Here is a 19206-nt window from a genome sequence, read left to right as displayed (position 1 = left end):
CCACTGACAACGCCCCGCTACCCGGCCTCCTCCTCGCTCTCCGCCGCCTGCTTCTGCGTCTGGAGGTAGCGCACCAGCAACTCGGTGACCTGGGTCTCCACCGGTTCCTTGGTGACGCCGAGACCGGCGAGGACCCCGGTGCCGTGCTCGAACTCCAGGAGGGCCAGCAGGATGTGTTCGGTGCCGATGTAGTTGTGGCCGAGGCGCAGGGCCTCGCGGAAGGTGAGTTCCAGGACCTTGCGGGCGTCGGAGCTGTAGGGCACCAGCTCCGGGGTCCGGTCGACGGCGGGCGGCAGCACGGCCCTAGCCGCCTCGCGCAGCGCGTCCACGGAGACGCCCTGCCCGCCGAGCACATGCGCCGCCAGCGCCTCGGGCTCGGCGGTCAGACCGAGGATCAGGTGAACGGGGTGGACCTCGGAGTTGCCCGCGGCCTCGGCCTCGTTGTGCGCGGCGACGACCACGTTGCGGGCACGCGGCGTGTAGCGGCTGAAGCCCTGGTTCGGGTCGAGGTCGGACTCCTTGGGCACGAACCGCTTCTGCGCGGCCTGCCGGGTCACGCCCATGCGCCTGCCGATGTCGGTCCAGGAGGCCCCGGAACGCCGGGCCTGGTCTACGAAGTGGCCGATCAGATGGTCGGCGACCTCGGTGAGATGGTCGGCGGCGATCACCGCGTCCTCCAACTGCTCCAGAGGCTCGGTGTGCACCTTCTTGATGGCATCGATGAGGTCGTCGAGACGTACCGGCGACGTCACAGTCAGGTTCTCCGTCATGCGTCAACCCTAGGTTGACACCAGGACCCCGTCAACCCCGGGTTGACACTTCGCATCACCTCAAGGACGGCCGTCAACGGCGAACAGCGGCCGACCCCTGTCGAGGGTGACCGCTGTTGTGTCCGCCGGGCTGCCGAGCATCCATCCGCCCCGGTACCGCTCAGGGGAGACGTTTCTCCACCATCATCATCATCTTCCCCGGCCGTACCGTGGCACGGGCCACCGGCTTCACCGTCTGGCCCGGCGCCAGCCCGAACCGTACGCGGCGCAGGATGGTGGGCAGGGCGGTGAGCAGTTCGGTCATGGCGTACCGGTCGCCCAGGCACTTGTGCTTGCCAGCGCCCCACGGCACGAAGGACCCCGGCAGCAACTGATGCTTGCTGTCCAGCCACCGGTCCGGGTCGAAACGCAACGGGTCGGGATAGAGCGCCGGGTCGCGGTGCAGCGCGTGCTGGCAGTACGCGAGGTCGGTTCCGGCGGGCAACGTGAAGTCGCCGAGGCGGGTCTCGGTGAGGGTGCGGCGGGTCACGAGCCACCCTGTGTGATGCAGCCGGAGCACCTCCCGTATGACCCGTTCCAGAAAGGTGAAGCGGGGAACGTCGTCGAAGGTCACCGGGCGGTCGCCGAGCACCTCCTCCACCTCGGCCAGGACGCGGGCCTCGATCTCCGGGTGCCGGGCGAGTTCGTAGACCACCCAGGCCAGCACGGTCGCGGTGTTCTCGGTACCGGCCAGCGCGAGCGTCAGGATCTCCGAGCAGACCTGGTAGTCGCTGAGCGGCTCGCCCGTCGTCTCGTCCCGCGCGGCGAGCAGCAGGGAGAGCATGTCGCCGGTGTCGTAGCCGGAGGCGCGCAGTTCGGTGACGGCGGTGCCGATGGTGCTCCGCACGGCGCTGCGGGCCTCTTCGAACCGGCGGTTGAAGGGGATCGGCAGGCGCTCCACCCAGTCGGGCATCATGACGCGCACGCCCACGCTGTTCATGACGGTCGCCAGATTCGTGCGCAACTCCCGGAAGGTGTCCCCGTCGAGGCTCCCGGAGAAGACCGTCTGGGCCAGCATGTCCAGGGAGAGCTGGATCATCGACTCGCGCACGTCGAGCCGTTTGCCCGGCTCCCAGCTGTCGAGCGCCGCGTTGACCTCGCCGCGCATGATGTCGACGTATCCGGCGATCTCGGTGCGGCCGAAAGCGGGTTGGATCTGACGCCGTTTGCGCACGTGCTCACGCCCGGCGACGGTGACGACGCTCTCGCCGAGCAACTGGCCCATCTTGTCGAAGAACCGGCCCTTGTCGAGGCTCGGTCCCAGATCGGTGAGCATGGTGTGGATCAGCTCGGGGTCCTGGACGATGACCGTGCGGGTGCCCGGCTGGAGGGTGATCTCCACCAACGGGCCGTACCGGGCGCGGAGCGACGCGATGAAACCGAGGGTGTCCCGATAGAGCGGTATCGCGTGACCCAGCACGGGAAGTGATCCCGCCGCTCTGGGTATAGGGGGAGGCGCTACCTGCGTCATAAAGCGTCAAGCTCCCTTCAGGGTGATCAAGGCGCTGAATGACTTCCCTTCCACCCCTCCCGGGCAATCCGCCGCAAGGAGTGTTTTTCGCCACGGCCCCACCCCCTGACCTGGCCGAGAAGTGACCCAGGAGAGAGGAGTGACGCAAGTGACGTGGATGACGCAGGGGTTGAGAACGGATCGACCTCAGCACGGACTCCGCAACAACCGGCACACTCACGCACACCTTCAGCAATCGCCGCCAAGGGGCACGGGGCGGTGTCGACATGCGGCCCCGCCGCGCGGACGCGCCCAGCCCCAACGGCACCGCACCCGCCCCCTGCTGATCGCCCCACGGCCAGGCCAACGCCGCCAAGGGGCACGGGGCGGTGTCGACATGCGGCTCCGCCGAGCGGTCGCGCCCAGCCCCAACGGCACCGCACTCGCCCCCTGCTGATCGCCCCACGGCCAGGCCATCGCCGCTAAGGGGCGCGGGGCGGTGTCGATATGCGGCTCCGCCGCGCGGTCGCGCCCAGCCCCAACGGCACCGCACCCGCCCCCTGCTGATCGCCCCACGGCCAGGCCAACGCCACCAAGGGGCGCGGGGCGGTGTCGACATGCGGCTCCGCCGCGCGGACGCGCCCAGCCCCAACGGCACCGCACCCGCCCCCTGCTGATGGTCGACGGACATTCCTGGCCGTCCAGGGGCGTGGGGCGTACCGATATGCGACTCCGCCGCGCGGGCGCGCCCAGCCACGACGGCGCCGCACCCGCCCCCCGCTGATCGTCGACAGACACCCGCTCCAGCGGATACACGCCACTCGCACGAAACGACGTGTGGGCCCCGGGCGTCCGGTGATTGACTCGGCTGCCATGACCACGCTGACGACGCACAGCTCCCCGGCCCCCGCCGCCCCCGCTTCCGTCCCAGCCCCCACCCCCGCCCCCGACCTGGACGTCCCCGCGATCGTCGACGAGACGGTCCGCCTGCTCAGCGCGCACTACCCGCCCCCGGACGTCGCCGAACAACTCTCCGTCCTGCTGCGCCGCAGGCTCGCGGAGGGGGCGTACGACGTCGGCGCCGCCGAGGAGCTGAGCGCCCTGATCACCGCGGACCTCCGCTCGGTCAACGGCGATCCCCGCCTGCGCCTCACCTACGACCCCGGCAGCGGAGACGCACCCCGCCTCGACCTGGCCCCGGTCCCCTAGAACCCCGCTCGGAGCACGCGGAGATCGCGGGGCGGGGCGCGCACTCCGCCAAGCTGCTCCGAGCAGGGGGACCTCCACGGCGTTGTCGTCACCCCTGATCCGAACGTGAGGCCACAGGCCCGACCCCCGTTGTCAGTCCCCCGTGCAACGATCGAAGGGTGAGCAGCACCTCCAGCAACGGCACCAGCAACGGCACCGGCACCAGCACCGTCGACCGTGCCTTCGCCGCGGCCCTCTACGCCGACACCGGCGCCGCCCTCGACACGGGCGCCTCCGCGCTGGCCGCCGACCCGGACGCGGACGCCGAAGTCGCGCGCCGGGGACGGGAGTTCGTGGCAACGGCGTGGCAGCGCGGGTGGCAGCCCGCCGACGTCGTCCGGATCGTCCGGCGTGACCTGGACGACGTCCACATACGGTTGGTCGCGGAGCTGATCCGGGCGCAGGCGCCGGACGACCGCGCACGGGGACCTCGCTGGGCGGCGCAGTTGGCGGAGCTGCCCGACGAGGCGCCGCCCCGCACGGACCGTTTCTCGCGGGCGACCGCAGTCCTGGAGCTGTACCGCCTGCTCCTGCGCCTGCCCGCGCTCGAACCCCTGGACGAGCGGGCGTCCGACGGCCCACCCCGGCCCGCCTCCAGGATGCTCACCCGCATCCGGGCGCTGCTCGCGAAGGCGGAGGCGACCGGGTTCCCGGAGGAGGCGGAGGCGTTGACGGCGAAGGCGCAGGAGTTGATGGCCCGGCACAGCGTCGACGAGGCGTTGCTCGCGTCCCACGCGCCCGCGCCGGACGCCCCCGGCGCCTGCCGGATCGGCGTCGAGCCACCGTACGAGCAGGCCAAGGCGGTCCTGCTGGACGCGGTGGCCGACGCGAACCGCTGCCGCGCGGTGTGGAACGAACCGTTCGGCTTCTCCACGGTCGTCGGATTCGAGGCCGATCTGGAGGTCGTCGAGCTGCTGTTCACGTCCCTGCTGGTGCAGGCGACGACGGCCATGACGAAGGCGGAGGCGGCCCAGCGCGCGGGCGGGCGCCGGCGCACGAAGACGTTCCGGCAGTCGTTCCTCGCGGCCTACGCGCACCGGGTGGGCGCGAGGCTCGCGCGGGCCGCCGAGACCCAGGTGAGCGACGACCTGCTCCCGGTGCTGGCCACCCGCGAGGTGGCGGTCACCGAGGCGACGGACCGGATGTTCCCGCGGACGACGACCACCCGGCTGCGCGGGGTGACGGACGAGGCCGGCTGGACGGAAGGAGCGGAAGCGGCGGACCGGGCCCAGGTGGCCCACCGCCCCCACCTCACCTGACCCTCGGTCTCCTCAGTCCCCTTAGTCCCCGGCCTGCTGCAACGCCGTCACCGACGCGTCCGGCGTGCCGCTCCCCGTCCCCTTGAGCGCGACCTCGCCGTACGACCACGCGAAGCTGTGCTTCTCGGAATCGCCCGGCAACGAGAACTCCCCGGTCTTCACCGCCAGGCTCTTCGCGGCGCCCGCCGCCCCGCGCACATAGGTGAGCGTGAAGGACGCGGTCCCGTCCTTCGCCAACGTCACCTTCTGAGCCTTGGCCGCCTTGTCCTCGGGCACGGCCACACTCGTGCCGTCGGCCTTCAGGCTGACGCCGGGAAAGCCGTTCACCGTGCACTCGGCGCCCCGGTTGGTGATCGTCACGGTGACGTTGCCGGTGTCCCCGGTGTCCGGCGCGGCGCTGGCATCGACCTGCACCCCGACACCCCCGAGCACACAGGCGTCCCCCGCCTTGCCCGCCGAACTCTTGGCATCCTCCCCGGAGCCCCCGCCCCCACAGCCGACCAACAAGAACCCCACACCCACAACAGCAACAACAAGCCGACCAACGCGCATGAACACCCTCAACTAAGAACGAACCCAACCAAGCCCAACACCCAAACATCATCACCCACCCCCACCCAACCCAGGAAAGGGGAGCGCGGCTAAGGAGCAAGGCCCTGCATCAATATGCGACTCCGCCCCCCCCAGGCACGCCCAGCCCCGCCCCACTGACCGACTCACGCCCAGGCCAACGCCGCTAAGGGGCGCGGGGCTGTATCAACATGCGGCTCCGCCGCGCGGGCGCGCCCAGCCCCCACGCACCCGCACCCAACTTCCGCCGAGACCACGCAGGCCCACTAACCAACTCACGCCAAGGCCAACGCCGCTAAGGGGCGCGGGGCTGTATCAACATGCGGCTCCGCCGCGCGGGCGCGACCAGCCCCCACGCACCCGCACCCAACAATCAACCGGCAACCCCCCCGCCGAGGGGAAGCGCGGCCCCTACGACCCCACCCCCGCCGTAGGCAACCCGCTAGGCCACTTACCTTCCTCAGCCCGCGTAAAGCTCTCCGCCCCCAACCCCCCAGACCACGTCACCTTCAACACAGACTTCCCGACGGAGTCGACCATCCCAGTCCCCCTCTGGGAGTCCCCCTCAGTACAGCTGAGATGAATCATCTGCATCCCCGCCTCCTCCCCCGCAGTCCCCCCGCACACCGTCCCCCCAGCGACAAAGAGCCCCGCCTGCTTCCCGGTGACAACCAACGCCACAGCCTTCCCGCCACTGGTGGCGAGCCAACTCCCCTGAAGCCCGTCGGAAGCGACAGTCCCGTCACCCCCACTCGCGCCGCCACCCCCCGTGGCAGAGGCGGAGGCGGACGGAGAAGCAGAGGACGAGGCAGAAGCAGAGTCCCCCGCCCCTCCCGAGGAGGACCCCCCACACCCGGCGAGCCCAACCACCCCCGCCACAACCCCCGCCACCACAACACCAGCCCGAACCCTGCCCGGAAGCGCCCCCACCAGAGCACCCCCCGCCGGAGGCGACCCCACCTGAAGCGCCCCCACCGGAGCACCCCCCGCCGGAGGCGACCCCACCTGAAGTGAACCCACCAGAGCATCCCCCGCCGGAGGCGACCCCACCTGAAGTGAACCCACCAGAGCATCCCCCGCCGGAGGCGACCCCACCTGAAGCGCCCCCACCGGCGCACCCCCCACCGGAGCACCCCCCGCCGAAAGACCCCCCTCCCGAAGGGAGCGGACCCCCACCAGCCGAGCCCACGATGTCGTCACCGATTTCGCCGAAGTCACGGAAAGCTCCAAGCTGTAGCGGGGTGGCCGAAACGCCCGCAGCAAGCTACCAGTCACCCCCCTCCCCTCTCTGGGAGTGCGCTGTGAGACTTACCAGGAGGACTTGCGAACCCCCGGCAGGAACCCCGCATGCGCCAGCCCGCGCAACGAGACCCGGGACAGCCCGAACTTCCGGACATACCCGCGAGGCCGCCCGTCCACCCCGTCCCGATTCCGCACCCGCGTGGCACTCGCGTCCCGCGGCTGCCGCCCCAACTCCCGCCGCGCGGACACCCGTTCGGCCTCCGTCGTGGACGGCCCGCGGATGATCTCCTTCAGTTCGGCGCGCCGCACCGCGTACCGGGCGACGACCTCCTGACGCCGGTCGTTCCGCGCGACCTTGCTCCGCTTCGCCATCAGACCCGCACCCCGCGTGCGCGCATCCGGGCCACCGCGGCCTCGATGCCGATCGCGTCGACGGTCTTGACGGCCCGCGCGCTCAGCCGCAGCCGTACATGACGGCCCTCGCTCGGCAGCCAGTACCGCTTGGACTGGATGTTGGGGTCGAACCGGCGGGACGTCCGCCGGTGGGAGTGGGAGACGCGGTTGCCGAAGCCGGGCCGGGCGCCGGTCAGCATGCAGTGCGCGGACATGGGTGACGTACCTCTCTCGAAGCGCTGTCGCTAATGGATGTCATTTTCAGTAAGGTAGCAGCATGGCACGCAACGAACTCCGCCCGGTCGTCAGGCTCCGGTCCACGGCGGGGACCGGCTTCACCTATGTGACCCGCAAGAACCGCCGCAACGACCCCGACCGCATGACCCTGCGCAAGTACGACCCGGTCGCGGGCCGCCACGTCGACTTCCGAGAGGAGCGCTGAACCACCGCCATGCGCAACGGAATTCACCCCGCCTACGGCCCCGTCGTCTTCCGCGACCGGGCCGCGGGCCACGCCTTCCTCACCCGCTCGACGATGACGAGCGAGAAGACGGTCGAGTGGGAGGACGGCGCTACCTACCCGGTCGTCGACGTCGAGATCTCGAACGTGAGCCACCCCTTCTACACCGGCACCGCCCGCGTCCTGGACACGGCCGGACGAGTCGAGCGCTTCGAACGCCGGTTCGGTAAGCGGGGCGGCGCGTGAGCCTCCCGGTGGCGATCGTCGGCGGGCTGCACGCCGAGGCCCGCCGGGAGACGGTCGCCGCGCTCCTCGCGGAGGTGCCCGGCAGCGTCGTTCTCCACCACGACCTGGCAACGGCGGCGGCGGGCACCGTCGTGCGGACCGTGCGGGACGCGACCGGCGTCCTGTCGGCGGGGGAGACGCCCCTGGTCGACGACTGCGCGTGCTGCGCGCTGCGCGAGGACCTGGTGCCCGAGCTGCGCCGGCTCGCCGAGGCGGGCGGCACCCGGCTCGCCGTCGTCGAGCTGTGGGACTCCGTCGAGCCCAGGGCGATGGCCGAGGTGGTCACCGCCGGCGGCCTCACCGTCACCGGCGTCATCACCGCCGTCGACCCGGCGCTGGTCCTGCCGTGTCTGGGCAACGGCGACGACCTCGCCGAGAGGGGTCTCGCCGCCGCCGCGACCGATCGGCGCACGGTCGCCGACACCTTCGCCCGGCAGCTGGAGTACGCCCCCGTCCTCGCCGTCGTCGACTCGCCGGAGGCCGACGAGGAGGACCGGGGGCTGCTCGCCCAGTTGCATCCGACGGCCCGTCAAGTTCCCTTGCACGCAGGGGAGTCGGGGTCGCTGTCGCCGTTGGCGGCGGCGGCGCTCGGGGGGTTCGACGTGGCGTCGGCCGCAGCCGCCCAGCACCCGGCGTGCGCGCTGCTGCCCGCCGAGGCCGACGCGCACGGCGTGGCCACGCTGGTCTGGCACCGGCGCCGGCCCTTCCATCCCGGGCGGCTGTACGCGGCGTTGGAGGACCTGACCTGCGCGGCGGCCCGCAGCCGGGGCCGGTTCTGGCTGGCCGACAAGCCCGACGCGCTGCTGCACTGGGACGCGGCAGGGGGTGCCCTGTGCGTGGAGAGCGCGGGGCCGTGGCTGGCCGCGCTGCCCGACGCGGCCTGGGACCTGGTGGAGCCGGTGCGCCGGGTCGCCGCCGCCCTCGACTGGCACGCCGAGCACGGCGACCGCTGCCAGCATCTGGTCTTCACCTCGCCGGGACTCGACCGGGACGGGCTCGAACTCCTCCTGGACTCCTGCCTGTTGACCGACGCCGAGTACGCCGCCGGACGCGCCGCCTGGCAACGGCTGCCGTCCGCCTTCGACACCCTCCTGGAGATCTGATGCCGCGCCCCGGCGACAGCAGGCCTCTCGCGTAAGGGAGATGACACTGCCGCCGTACGCCGGAAGGTGACCCGCAGGCCAACTCCCGTCAACCAAGGGCGGTTTCGGGGCGTTCCCCGGCGCCCCGCGAACGTTTCGCCCGCGGCCGACGTGGAGGTGGGTAACCCGCAGAGGGAACAACGGCAGGGGCGACCGCGTCACGGGACGGTGCCGGTGGCTATGTTGTCGGAGTTGTCGGACGTATGCCCGCATGGCCGGCCGGGTCCGGGGCAGGCGCTGAAGCGTCTCCCGTGAAAGGGGTCCACCGGCGGATGCGGGTGAACGGGCACACGGGTGAACGGGTAAAGGGGCCGTCAACGGAGTAACCGTGGGGCCACTGCGCGTGCACGTGCATCTGCTCAGGCAGCTGCACATGAACAGAGTTATGATCCGGGTCAGTTGACCAATGCATCAAATGGCCACACCAGCCAGTGCACATCCGGGGAGCTACCTGTGGACCACGACGTGTACGACGCGTACGACCTCTATGACGTTGAGGGCGTGTCCGGCGTGTTCAACGGCATGGACGCCGCCGGGCTGCACGGTGTGGCCTGGCAGAAGAGCCGGCACAGCAACTCACAGGGTTCCTGCGTGGAGTTCGCCCGGCTCCCCGGCGGCGACGTCGCCATGCGCAACTCCCGCTTCCCCGACGGTCCCGCACTCGTCTACACGCGCGCCGAGATCGAGGCCATGCTGCTGGGCGTCAAGGACGGCGAGTTCGACCACCTGATAGTGGGCTGACCCCTGTCCGACGGGGAGTTGGCCCCGGCGGGTCGCCCCGAGACCGGGTGACGCGCGTAGAACCACCGCGTCACGGAGCCCCGTTGCCTATCAGTCGACCAGCAGGCCCGGCTCCGACGGCAGCCGGAAGAGGGCCCAGACGACCTTGCCGCCGAGGGTGCCCGCGAGCGGGTGCCAGCCCCAGCCGTCGCTGAACGACTCGACCAGGAACAGTCCGCGCCCCGACTCCGCCGAGAAGTCGTCCGTCTCACGCGGCGCGGGGCTCTCCCTGCTGGGGTCGCGCACCGCGCACACCAGCCGTTCGGTCCAGCGCATCAAGTGCAGCCGCACGGGCGGACACTGTTCGACCGACCGGTCGTCGCACGGCGGCAGCGCGTGCCGCAGGGCGTTGGTGACCAGTTCCGAGACGACCAGGCAGACGTCGTCGAAGCGCTCGTCGGCGTTCCACTGGTCCAGGGTCCTGCGGGTGAACTGCCGTGCCTCGCGCACCGCTTCGTGGCGGGCCGGCAGCGCGCAGGAGGCCGCGTTGGACACGGCCGCGCGGTCGAGCGGCGGAAGGCCCCGCCGTAAAGGCGCGAGCATGGTCGATCCATTCGTCCCCATGCGAGGCACTCCCGGGAATTCGCGGTCGTTGCGATGCAGCGGTTGCGCGGGACCATGGTTTCGGATGCGCAGAGCAGATGCAAGGGCAGATGCACGTGCACGCGACCGAATTGGCCACTCCTGTCCCGCTTGTGGGCTATTTTTTCCGCCAAGTTGCCTCCCGACCCTTGCCAAGTTTCTGAGAAACCTGTGCGGAAACGCCTGTTCTTTCCCATCTCTGTAATCGGACGAGTACTGCTCGAAGTGTTTTAGTGGCAGACTTCGAGGCTTGGAGACGTTGGGGAGGCTGGCGAACGTGAGCGCGGGAGAGCCAGGATCGGTGGTGCGGCGCATGCTGCTCGGCTCGCAACTCAGGCGGCTGCGGGAGGCGCGGGGCATCACGCGGGAGGCGGCCGGATACTCGATCCGGGCCTCCGAGTCGAAGATCAGCCGGATGGAGCTGGGCCGGGTGAGCTTCAAGACCCGGGACGTCGAGGACCTGCTCACCCTCTACGGCATCACCGACGAGGCCGAGCGCAACTCCCTGCTCTCACTGGCCCGGGAGGCCAACGTCGCGGGCTGGTGGCACAGTTACTCGGACGTCCTGCCGAACTGGTTCCCCACCTACGTCGGCCTGGAGGGCGCGGCCTCGCTGATCCGCGTGTACGAAGTCCAGTTCGTGCACGGCCTGTTGCAGACCGAGGAGTACGCCCGCGCGGTGGTCAGGCGCGGCATGAAGGGCGCCAGCACCACCGACATCGAGAAGCGGGTCGCGCTGCGCCTGGAGCGGCAGAAGTACCTCGTCTCGGAGAACGCCCCCGACTTCCACATCGTCCTGGACGAGGCCGCCCTGCGCCGCCCCTACGGCGACCGCGAGGTGATGCGCGGCCAGCTCCAGCACCTGATCGAGTTCTCCGAACACCCCAACATCCGCCTTCAGATCATGCCGTTCGGCTTCGGCGGGCACTCCGGGGAGAGCGGCGCGTTCACGATCCTCTCCTTCCCCGAGTCGGACCTCTCGGACGTCGTCTACATGGAACAGCTCAGCAGCGCGCTGTACCTCGACAAGCACGAGGACGTCATCCAGTACGAGACCGCGCTCAAGGAGTTGCAGCAGGACAGCCCGGGTCCGGACGAGAGCCGCGACCTTCTGCGGGGACTCCTTCAACTCTCCTGAAACACCCGTACGATGACAGGTGCTCAGGTCGTGACGCGGATCGACGGATCTGGTGCGTCCGCTAGTGATTGAGGGATCACATGTCGCCGTACTTCACCGAACTGGCCCAGCAGTACATCGACGGCGCCTGGCGCCCGGGCACCGGCTCCTGGGACATCATCGACGTCAACCCGTACAACGGTGAGAAGCTCGCCTCGATCACGATAGCCACCGTCGACGAGGTCGACGCGGCCTACCGGTCCGCCGCCGCCGCGCAGAAGGCGTGGGCCGCGACCACCGCGTACGCCCGCCGCGCCGTCTTCGAGAAGGCGCTGCGCCTGGTCGAGGAGCGCGAGCCGGAGATCACCGACGTGATCATCGCCGAACTGGGCGGCACCCGCGTGAAGGCCGGTTTCGAGATCCACCTCGCCAAGGAGTTCCTGCGCGAGTCGATCCAGCTGGCGCTGCGCCCCGAGGGCCGCCTCGTGCCGTCGCCGGTCGACGGCAAGGAGAACCGCGTCTACCGCGAGCCGGTCGGCGTCGTGGGCGTGATCAGCCCCTTCAACTTCCCGTTCCTGCTGGCCATCAAGTCGGTCGCCCCCGCCCTGGCCCTCGGCAACGGCGTGGTCCTCAAGCCGCACCAGGACACCCCGATCGCCGGCGGCTCCCTGGTCGCGAAGATCTTCCAGGACGCGGGTCTGCCCGGCGGTGTGCTCAACGTCGTCATCACGGACATCGCGGAGATCGGCGACGCGTTCATCGAACACCCGGTCCCCAGGGTCATCACCTTCACCGGCTCCGAGCAGATCGGCCGCCACGTGGCGACGGTCTGCGCCGGACTCTTCAAGCGCACGGTGCTCGAACTGGGCGGCAACAGCGCCGTGGTGGTCCTCGACGACGCCGATGTCGACTACGCCGTCGACGCGGCCGTCTTCAGCCGCTTCATCCATCAGGGCCAGGTCTGCATGGCCGCCAACCGGGTCCTGGTGGACCGTTCGATCGCCGACGAGTTCACCGAGAAGTTCGTCGCCAGGGTCCGCGCCCTCAAGGTCGGGGACCCGGGCGAGCCGGGCACCGTCATCGGGCCGGTCATCAACTCCTCGCAGGCGGACGCCGTTTCGGCCGTCGTCGAGCAGGCGGTCGCGGAGGGCGCGACCGCCCTGGTGCACGGCAGGACCACCGCCAACGTGGTCGAACCCTCCGTCCTCACCGGCCTCCCGGAGGATTCGCCGCTGCTGCGCCAGGAGGTCTTCGGCCCGGTCGTCTTCCTGGTGACCTTCGACGGCGAGGAGGACGCCGTGCGCCTCGTCAACGACACGCCCTACGGCCTCAGCGGCGCCGTCCACACCGCCGACATCGACCGGGGCGTGGCCTTCGCCCGCCGGATCGACACCGGCATGTTCCACGTCAACGACGGCACCGTGCACGACGAACCCCTCGTCCCCTTCGGCGGCGAGAAGAACTCCGGCGTCGGCCGCCTGAACGGCGAGGCGACCGAGGCCGCGTTCACGACCTCGAAGTGGATCTCCGTCCAACACGGCCGCAGCCGCTTCCCGTTCTAGCCCCACGCCACCACCGGCGGCCCGGCGCCGGTGGCGCTGACGCGGGGGAGCGGGACCGGGCGTGGGCCGGGCCGATCGTCCCGGGTCCTAGGCTGGCCCCATGTCAGCGATCCGTCTCCTCGTGCTCGGCGCGATCCGTCAGCACGGCCGGGCCCACGGCTACCAGGTCCGCAACGACCTGGAGTACTGGGGCGCCCACGAGTGGTCCCACGCCAAGCCCGGCTCGATCTACCACGCCCTGAAGCAGATGCAGAAGCAAGGGCTGCTGCACGCGCACGAGATCGCCCCGTCCACCGCCGGGGGCCCACCGCGCACCGAGTACGAGATCACCGACTGGGGCACCGACGAGTACTTCCGGCTGCTGCGCGAGGCGTTGACGGCCTACGACCAGCGGATGGACGTCAAGTCGGCCGCGATCGGCGCCATCGTGGACCTCCCGCGCGCCGAGGCGGTCGCCCTCCTCAAGGAACGCGTCCGCCGCATCGACGCCTGGCGCGCCGACGTCACCGAGCACTACGTCCCCGAGAACGGCCCCGGACAACTCGGCCACATCGGCGAGATCATGAACCTCTGGGTCCACACCGCCGACGGCGAGGCCGCCTGGACCGAGGGCCTGATCACCCGCATCGAGAACGGCGCCTACACCTTCGCCGGCGAGGGCACCCCGTTCCGGGGCATCCTCACGGACACCGAGGAGAACCCGTACGCGACGAGGGAGCGGCACCCGGGGGACACGCACTAGTCAAAGGTGACCAGCCAGTCATCAAACTTGACGAGCCCAACTGATCAATCTTGACGAGCCCAACGGCCCGACTGGTCAAGGTTGACGAGCCGCCGCCCCCGCGACCGCCGGCCCCACGCCACCGCCCCCAGCCGACGTCGCCTAGTGATGGAACCCCGTCGCCGCGTCCTTGTCCCTGGTCGACGGGCCCGACTGGCGGCGGAGTTCGGGCAGGAGGCGGGAGAGGTCGTCGATGAAGAGATCGGCGAGGTCGTGGGAGAACCCGTTGCGGCACACCACCCGCACCACGGAGAGGTCCTCGCGGTGCGGCGGGAAGGTGTACGCGGGCACCAGCCAGCCGCCCTCACGCAGCCGCCGGGCCACGTCGAAGACGTCGTAGGCGGTGACGTCGGCGGCGGTGGTGAACGCGAACACCGGCAGTTCGTCGCCCTTGGTGAGGAGCCGGAAGTCACCGAGCGCCTCGACGCGTGAGGCGAGCGAGACGGCCACGTCCCGGGTGGACTGCTGCACCGCGCGGAAGCCCTCCCGGCCCAGCCGCAGCAGCGTGTAGTACTGCGCGACGACCTGGGCGCCGGGCCGGGAGAAGTTCAGGGCGAAGGTCGGCATGTCGCCGCCGAGGTAGTTGACGCGGAAGACCAGTTCCTCGGGGAGCGCCTCCTTGTCGCGCCACAGCGCCCAGCCGACGCCCGGGTAGACGAGCCCGTACTTGTGCCCCGAGGTGTTGATGGACGCCACGCGCGCGAGGCGGAAGTCCCACACCAGGTCGGGATCGAGGAACGGCGCGACCATGCCGCCCGAGGCGCCGTCCACGTGGACCGGGATGTCGAGTCCGGTGCGTTCCTGGAGGGCGTCCAGGGCGGCGCACAGGTCGGAGATCGGTTCGTAGGAGCCGTCGAAGGTGGAGCCGAGGATGCCGACGACGCCGATGGTGTTCTCGTCGCACAGCTCGGCTGCGGCCTGTGGGTCGAGGTGGTACCGGTCGCCCTCCATGGGGACCTGGCGGGCCTCGACCTCCCAGAAATTGCAGAACTTGTCCCAGCAGACCTGGACGTTGACGCCCATGACGAGGTTGGGCCGCACGTCGCGTGCCGGGTAGCGGTCGGCGTTGCGCTGCGCCCAGCGCCGCTTCAGGGCCAGCCCGGCGAGCATGCACGCCTCGCTGGACCCGGTCGTCGAACAGCCGACGGCGGCCGACGGGTCGGGCGCGTTCCACAGGTCGGCGAGCATCGCCACACAGCGCCGTTCCAGCTCGGCGGTGCGCGGGTACTCGTCCTTGTCGATCATGTTCTTGTCCCGGCACTCCGCCATCAGGACACCGGCCTGCGGCTCCATCCAGGTGGTGACGAAGGTGGCGAGGTTGAGCCGGGAGTTGCCGTCCAGCATCAGTTCGTCGTGGACCAGCTGGTACGCCGTCGACGGGGGCAGCGGCGCGTCCGGGAGGCGGTGGGTGGGCGGCGCCTCGGTCATGCCGGCGACCGGATTCGCCTCCCCGAAGAACGGGTTGACGGACATCGGGCGCTCGTCGCGCTTCTGGGGACCTTGGTGGAGGGGCATGACCTGATGTCTCCTCGGAGGGATCGCTCGGGGCTCGGCCGGGGGCTCACGGGTGGGGGCGGATCACAGGACGGGGCGTCCGTCGTCGCGCAGTTGCATCTGGGGCCGGCCGGTCACCAGCAGCCAGGCCGGCAGCGAGGCGAAGCACAGCAGGGCGAGGATCGCCGGGGACGCCACCAGGACGGCGGCCGTGAACAGGCTCACCCAGCCCTGCCGGGTGACGGCCAGGAGCATGCCCAGGACCCCGGACGCGACACCGACCGAGGGATCGACGCCGGGCACCAGCGCGTGCGCGGCCAGCCCGAAGGCGGTGCCGATGAAGACCGACGGGAAGATCCGGCCGCCCCGGAACCCGCAGGACGCGGCGACCAGCAGCGCGGCCAGCTTCACCACCGCCATCGTCAGGAACTGCCCGCCCGACCAGCCGCCCGGGTCCCGCGCCAGCTCCCCGACCTCGTCCAGCCCCTTGAAGAGCGTCAGATGGCCGCCCACGGCCGCCAGCAGGCCCAGCACGAGCCCACCGACGGGCAGGGCGAGCAGCGGGTGCCGGAGGCGCTGGAAGGCCCCGTGGACGGCCGGGAAGGCGTAGACGGCGATCATCCCGAGGGCCGCCGCCAGCGACGCGACCACCAGCGAGGCCAGCAGATCGCCCCAGCCGGGCCGACTGAACCCCGGAAGACGCAGGTCGAACGTCGGACGCGCCACCAGCGCCGTGGTCAGCGCGCCCGCTGCCGCCGCCGCCAGCGGCCCGAACAGGCTGTCCCACAACGGCCCGCGCAGCCGCCGCCCGGCCAGCGCCTCGGAGATCACCAGCGCCGCCGCCACCGGCGTGCCGAACAGCGCGCCGATCGTCGCCGACTCCGCGAGCGCCGGCCACAACGCGCCCGGCATCCGTGGCAGCAGCCGCCCGCCCAGCCAGAACGCCAGCCCCACGTTGACGGCGATGATCGGGTTCTCGGGGCCGAGGCTCGGGCCGCCCGCGAGTATCAGCACCGTCGCGACGAGCAGTCCGGGCAGCACGCGGGGCGCCATCACGCGCGCGTCCAGCCCCAGCGTCGCCGGGTCGGGTCCCGCGTGTCCGGGCGCCTTCCACACGACGAGGCCGACCAGCACGCCGGTCGCGGTGAGCATGACGAGCATCCACAGCACGGAGTACCGGCCCACCCCGAGGGCGTCGGGCAGGTCCGTCCACAGCACCTCCTGCAACCGCTCCGCGACCGCGCTCACCCCGAGGAGCACCAGGCTCGCCACCACACCGACGACGACCGCCGGGACCAGCAGCGGCAGCAACGCGCGCGCGGGAGGCGCGTGCGGGGTGGGCGCCGGTCGCGCGGTGTCGTGGACCACGGCCTCACCATAAGCGGACAAAAGGCACCCAACACCTGGAACGTCCCCCCAGGCGCCCCCTGCTGGAACGCTGCCAGGACTTGCACCTCACGCGGCGTGAGGACCCATCGTGGAGGGCGTACCGAGGAAGGAGCGGACGACGTGAGCTACTCCGCAGAACAGGACGGCTGCTCCACAGGAGACGGCTACTCCGTAGGAAGGGTCGCCGCCGTCGCCGGCGTCACGGTGCGCACGCTGCACCACTACGACGCCATCGGCCTGCTCGTCCCGGGTGAGCGCAGCCACGCGGGCCACCGGCGCTACACCGACGCCGACCTCGACCGGCTGCAACAGGTCCTGTTCTACCGGGAGCTGGGCTTCCCGCTCGACGAGGTCGCGGCCCTGCTCGACGACCCGGAGACGGACCCGCGCGCGCACCTGCGCCGCCGGCACGAGCTGCTGACCGCCCGGATCGAGACGTTGCAGAAGATGGCCGAGGCCGTGGAGCACGCCATGGAGGCACGCAGGATGGGCATCGATCTCACCCCCGAGGAACGGTTCGAGGTCTTCGGCGACCAGGACCCCGAGCGGTACGCCGAGGAGGCGCGGCAGCGCTGGGGCGACACCGAGGCGTACGCCGAGTCGCGGCGCCGGGCCGCCCGCTACACGAAGGACGACTGGAAGCGGCTCCAGGCGGAGACGGACGCCTGGGGCGAGCGCTACGCGGCCCTGATGGCCACCGGTGAGCCGCCCACCGGGGCCCCGGCGATGGACCTGGCCGAGGGAGCACCGCCGGTTCATCGACCGCTGGTTCCTCCCGTGCTCGTACGAGAGGCACCGGGGTCTCGCGGAGATGTACATCGCCGACGAGCGCTTCAGGGCGTTCTACGACGCGCTGCACCCGGGCATGGCCCAGCATCTGAAGGACGCGATCCTCAAGAACGCGTCCCGGCACACCCCGTAGGGGACCGGCCCGGGGGTACCCGTCACTCCCGGGCCAGGATCACCGCCGTTCCGTAGGCGCACACCTCGGTGCCGAGGTCCGCGGCCTCGGTCACGTCGAAGCGGAAGGCGAGCACGGCGTTGGCGCCCCGCGCGCGTGCCTGCTCGACGAGCCGGTCCATGGCCTGGTTGCGGGTCTGCACCAGCGTCTTGGTGAGCCCCCGCAGCTCGCCGCCGACCAGTGACTTCAGTCCCGCCCCGAGCTGGCTGCCCAGATGCCGGGAGCGCACCGTCAGGCCGAAGACCTCGCCGAGGACCTCCTGGACCCGGTGGCCGGGTACGTCGTTCGTCGTCACGACCAGCACATCGGGCTGAGGACCCTGTCCGCCGCCGTATTCTTCGATACCCATGGCCCACAGCCTGCTCCCAGGGTCCGCACAGCGCATCCTGGAGACAGCTGGGGAACCTGGGGAGGACACATTGCGTTGATAGCTTTGTGCGGCCTCGCTTGGATGCCGTATCCGCCCCCATCCCCCAGGAGCCCGGAACCGTGACGACGCTTGCCCTCGGCCCGAGTTGGCTCGATCCGAACTACCTCCTGGACACCTTCGGCATCTGGGGACTGCTGCTGATCGTCTTCGCGGAGTCCGGCCTGCTCATCGGCTTCTTCCTGCCCGGTGACTCGCTGCTGTTCACGGCGGGCCTGCTGATCACCTCGGGCCAGCTGGACTTCCCGCTGTGGGGCGCCGTCGCCCTGATCTGCGTCGCCGCGATCCTCGGTGACCAGGCGGGCTACATGTTCGGCAGGAAGGTGGGCCCCTCGCTCTTCAGCCGCCCCGACTCACGCCTCTTCAAGCAGGAGAACGTGGTCAAGGCCCACGAGTTCTTCGAGAAGTACGGCCCGAAGTCCCTGGTCCTGGCCCGCTTCGTGCCCATCGTGCGCACCTTCACGCCGATCATCGCGGGCGTCAGCGGCATGAAGTACCGCTCGTTCCTGATCTTCAACGTGATCGGTGGCGTCCTGTGGGGTGCCGGTGTCACCCTGCTCGGCTCGTGGCTCGGCAAGATCGACTTCGTCAAGGAGCACATCGAGACGATCCTCATCCTGATCGTCCTCGTCTCGGTGATCCCGATCATCATCGAGTTCCTCCGGGCCCGCTCCAAGAACAAGAAGGCCCCGGCCCCGCAGCAGCTCCCGGCCCCCCAGATGGACGACGCGACCACCCAACTCCGCCGCATCCCCTCAACGGACACCCCCCAGTACAACCCCCACCAGCACCCCCCGTACAACAACAACACCCAGTACTAATCCGCTGGGCCCCCGCGCCCCAACAGGTGGGCGCGGGGCAGTACCGATCTACGACTCCACCGCCCGGCCGCGACAAGCGCCCCGGACCTCCCAGCCAACGGCCGGGCACGCCGCCAAGGGGCGCGGGGCTGTATCGATCTGCGGCTCCGCCGCGCGGGCGCGACAAGCCACGACGGCGCCGCACTCACCCACAACCCCGCCGCGCGGGCGCGACCAGCGGGCCTGGGCTTCCACCCGACGCCCGGGCAACGCCGCTAAGGGGCGCGGGGAACTGCGCGACCAGCCACGACGGCGCCGCACCCGCCCACGGCCCGGCCGCGCGGACGCGACAAGCGGCCCGGCCCTTCCAGCCCACGGCCGGGCACGCCGTTAAGGGGCGCGGGGAACTGCGCGACCAGCCACGACGGCGCCGCACCCGCCCACAACCCCGCGTA

At 70.9% G+C, this 19206-nt stretch carries 18 protein-coding genes and 2 pseudogenes; 11 read left to right on the top strand and 9 right to left on the bottom strand.

What is annotated here, in order from left to right; all coding sequences use genetic code 11:
- Positions 1-17: 17 nt before the first annotated feature.
- Together ACIQOU_RS07750 and ACIQOU_RS07745 are read right to left on the bottom strand one after the other, a co-directional pair.
- Positions 18-770 carry a Clp protease N-terminal domain-containing protein gene (locus ACIQOU_RS07750; protein WP_401534895.1) on the bottom strand — a complete coding sequence of 251 codons (753 nt, stop codon included), beginning with the start codon at positions 768-770 and terminating at the stop codon, positions 18-20.
- Between the two features lie 160 nt (positions 771-930).
- Complete coding sequence (locus tag ACIQOU_RS07745) at positions 931-2280, bottom strand: cytochrome P450 (RefSeq protein ID WP_401534893.1); 1350 nt, start codon at positions 2278-2280, stop codon at positions 931-933.
- Positions 2281-3132: 852 nt separating this feature from the next.
- Between ACIQOU_RS07745 and ACIQOU_RS07740 the strand changes: the two genes are divergently transcribed.
- Positions 3133-3468 (top strand): hypothetical protein, encoded by a 336-nt coding sequence (locus tag ACIQOU_RS07740; RefSeq protein WP_401534891.1) that lies wholly within the window; start codon positions 3133-3135, stop codon positions 3466-3468.
- Positions 3469-3626: 158 nt separating this feature from the next.
- The gene (locus ACIQOU_RS07735) at positions 3627-4766 is read left to right on the top strand and encodes a DUF2786 domain-containing protein (RefSeq protein WP_401534889.1); all 1140 of its coding nucleotides are present in this window, start codon (positions 3627-3629) and stop codon (positions 4764-4766) included.
- Between the two features lie 21 nt (positions 4767-4787).
- On the opposite strand, the gene ACIQOU_RS07730 is transcribed toward ACIQOU_RS07735, so the two are convergent.
- From ACIQOU_RS07730 to rpmB, 3 genes are all read right to left on the bottom strand, one after another.
- Positions 4788-5180, bottom strand: a complete 393-nt coding sequence (locus tag ACIQOU_RS07730; protein WP_401534887.1) for a DUF4232 domain-containing protein — start codon at positions 5178-5180, stop codon at positions 4788-4790.
- 1464 nt (positions 5181-6644) lie between these two features.
- Positions 6645-6950, bottom strand: a complete 306-nt coding sequence (gene rpsN, locus ACIQOU_RS07725; protein WP_401534885.1) for a 30S ribosomal protein S14 — start codon at positions 6948-6950, stop codon at positions 6645-6647.
- Positions 6950-7186, bottom strand: a complete 237-nt coding sequence (gene rpmB, locus ACIQOU_RS07720; RefSeq protein ID WP_401534883.1) for a 50S ribosomal protein L28 — start codon at positions 7184-7186, stop codon at positions 6950-6952. Before rpmB ends, rpsN begins: the two co-directional genes overlap by 1 nt.
- Positions 7187-7248: 62 nt before the next feature.
- On the opposite strand from rpmB, the gene rpmG reads away from it, so the two are divergent.
- The 4 genes from rpmG to ACIQOU_RS07700 all read left to right on the top strand — a co-directional run bounded on the left by rpmG (position 7249) and on the right by ACIQOU_RS07700 (position 9599).
- Positions 7249-7413, top strand: a complete 165-nt coding sequence (rpmG, locus tag ACIQOU_RS07715) for a 50S ribosomal protein L33 (protein ID WP_007383717.1) — start codon at positions 7249-7251, stop codon at positions 7411-7413.
- A 9-nt stretch (positions 7414-7422) separates the two neighbouring features.
- Positions 7423-7677: a type B 50S ribosomal protein L31 gene (locus tag ACIQOU_RS07710; protein ID WP_401534880.1), complete on the top strand. Its 255-nt coding sequence runs from the start codon at positions 7423-7425 to the stop codon at positions 7675-7677.
- Complete coding sequence (locus tag ACIQOU_RS07705) at positions 7674-8819, top strand: GTP-binding protein (RefSeq protein ID WP_401534878.1); 1146 nt, start codon at positions 7674-7676, stop codon at positions 8817-8819. The genes ACIQOU_RS07710 and ACIQOU_RS07705 overlap by 4 nt, the downstream gene beginning before the upstream one ends.
- A 492-nt stretch (positions 8820-9311) precedes the next feature.
- Positions 9312-9599 (top strand): DUF397 domain-containing protein, encoded by a 288-nt coding sequence (locus ACIQOU_RS07700; protein WP_401534875.1) that lies wholly within the window; start codon positions 9312-9314, stop codon positions 9597-9599.
- Positions 9600-9689: 90 nt separating this feature from the next.
- Here ACIQOU_RS07700 and ACIQOU_RS07695 read toward each other — a convergent pair whose 3' ends face one another.
- Entirely contained in the window at positions 9690-10181 is a 492-nt protein-coding gene (locus ACIQOU_RS07695) for an ATP-binding protein (protein ID WP_401534872.1), read from the bottom strand.
- A gap of 352 nt (positions 10182-10533) precedes the next feature.
- Here ACIQOU_RS07695 and ACIQOU_RS07690 point away from each other — a divergent pair, with 352 nt between their 5' ends.
- The 3 genes from ACIQOU_RS07690 (at position 10534) to ACIQOU_RS07680 (ending at position 13641) form a co-directional block, all read left to right on the top strand.
- Positions 10534-11358: a helix-turn-helix domain-containing protein gene (locus ACIQOU_RS07690; RefSeq protein WP_401535788.1), complete on the top strand. Its 825-nt coding sequence runs from the start codon at positions 10534-10536 to the stop codon at positions 11356-11358.
- Positions 11359-11438: 80 nt separating this feature from the next.
- Positions 11439-12899, top strand: a complete 1461-nt coding sequence (locus ACIQOU_RS07685; protein ID WP_401534870.1) for an aldehyde dehydrogenase family protein — start codon at positions 11439-11441, stop codon at positions 12897-12899.
- Positions 12900-12999: 100 nt separating this feature from the next.
- Positions 13000-13641, top strand: a complete 642-nt coding sequence (locus ACIQOU_RS07680) for a PadR family transcriptional regulator (protein WP_401534868.1) — start codon at positions 13000-13002, stop codon at positions 13639-13641.
- A 141-nt stretch (positions 13642-13782) separates the two neighbouring features.
- Here the strand turns inward: ACIQOU_RS07680 and ACIQOU_RS07675 are convergent, their stop codons facing one another.
- Together ACIQOU_RS07675 and ACIQOU_RS07670 are read right to left on the bottom strand one after the other, a co-directional pair.
- Complete coding sequence (locus ACIQOU_RS07675; protein ID WP_401534866.1) at positions 13783-15195, bottom strand: glutamate decarboxylase; 1413 nt, start codon at positions 15193-15195, stop codon at positions 13783-13785.
- A gap of 63 nt (positions 15196-15258) precedes the next feature.
- Positions 15259-16542 (bottom strand): ion channel protein, encoded by a 1284-nt coding sequence (locus ACIQOU_RS07670; RefSeq protein ID WP_401534864.1) that lies wholly within the window; start codon positions 16540-16542, stop codon positions 15259-15261.
- A 141-nt stretch (positions 16543-16683) separates the two neighbouring features.
- Here ACIQOU_RS07670 and ACIQOU_RS07665 point away from each other — a divergent pair.
- Positions 16684-17485: pseudogene (locus ACIQOU_RS07665) on the top strand (MerR family transcriptional regulator).
- A gap of 22 nt (positions 17486-17507) precedes the next feature.
- On the opposite strand, the gene ACIQOU_RS07660 reads toward ACIQOU_RS07665, so the two are convergent.
- The gene (locus ACIQOU_RS07660; protein WP_401534862.1) at positions 17508-17873 is read right to left on the bottom strand and encodes a YbjQ family protein; all 366 of its coding nucleotides are present in this window, start codon (positions 17871-17873) and stop codon (positions 17508-17510) included.
- 140 nt (positions 17874-18013) lie between these two features.
- Between ACIQOU_RS07660 and ACIQOU_RS07655 the strand changes: the two are divergent.
- Positions 18014-18769 (top strand): annotated as a pseudogene (locus tag ACIQOU_RS07655) (DedA family protein); the annotation flags it as partial.
- Between the last annotated feature and the right edge of the window lie 437 nt (positions 18770-19206).

Source organism: Streptomyces sp. NPDC091279 (assembly GCF_044757465.1).
In the GTDB taxonomy this organism is placed as follows: domain Bacteria; phylum Actinomycetota; class Actinomycetes; order Streptomycetales; family Streptomycetaceae; genus Streptomyces.
This window is presented reverse-complemented; position numbering and strand designations above follow the sequence as displayed.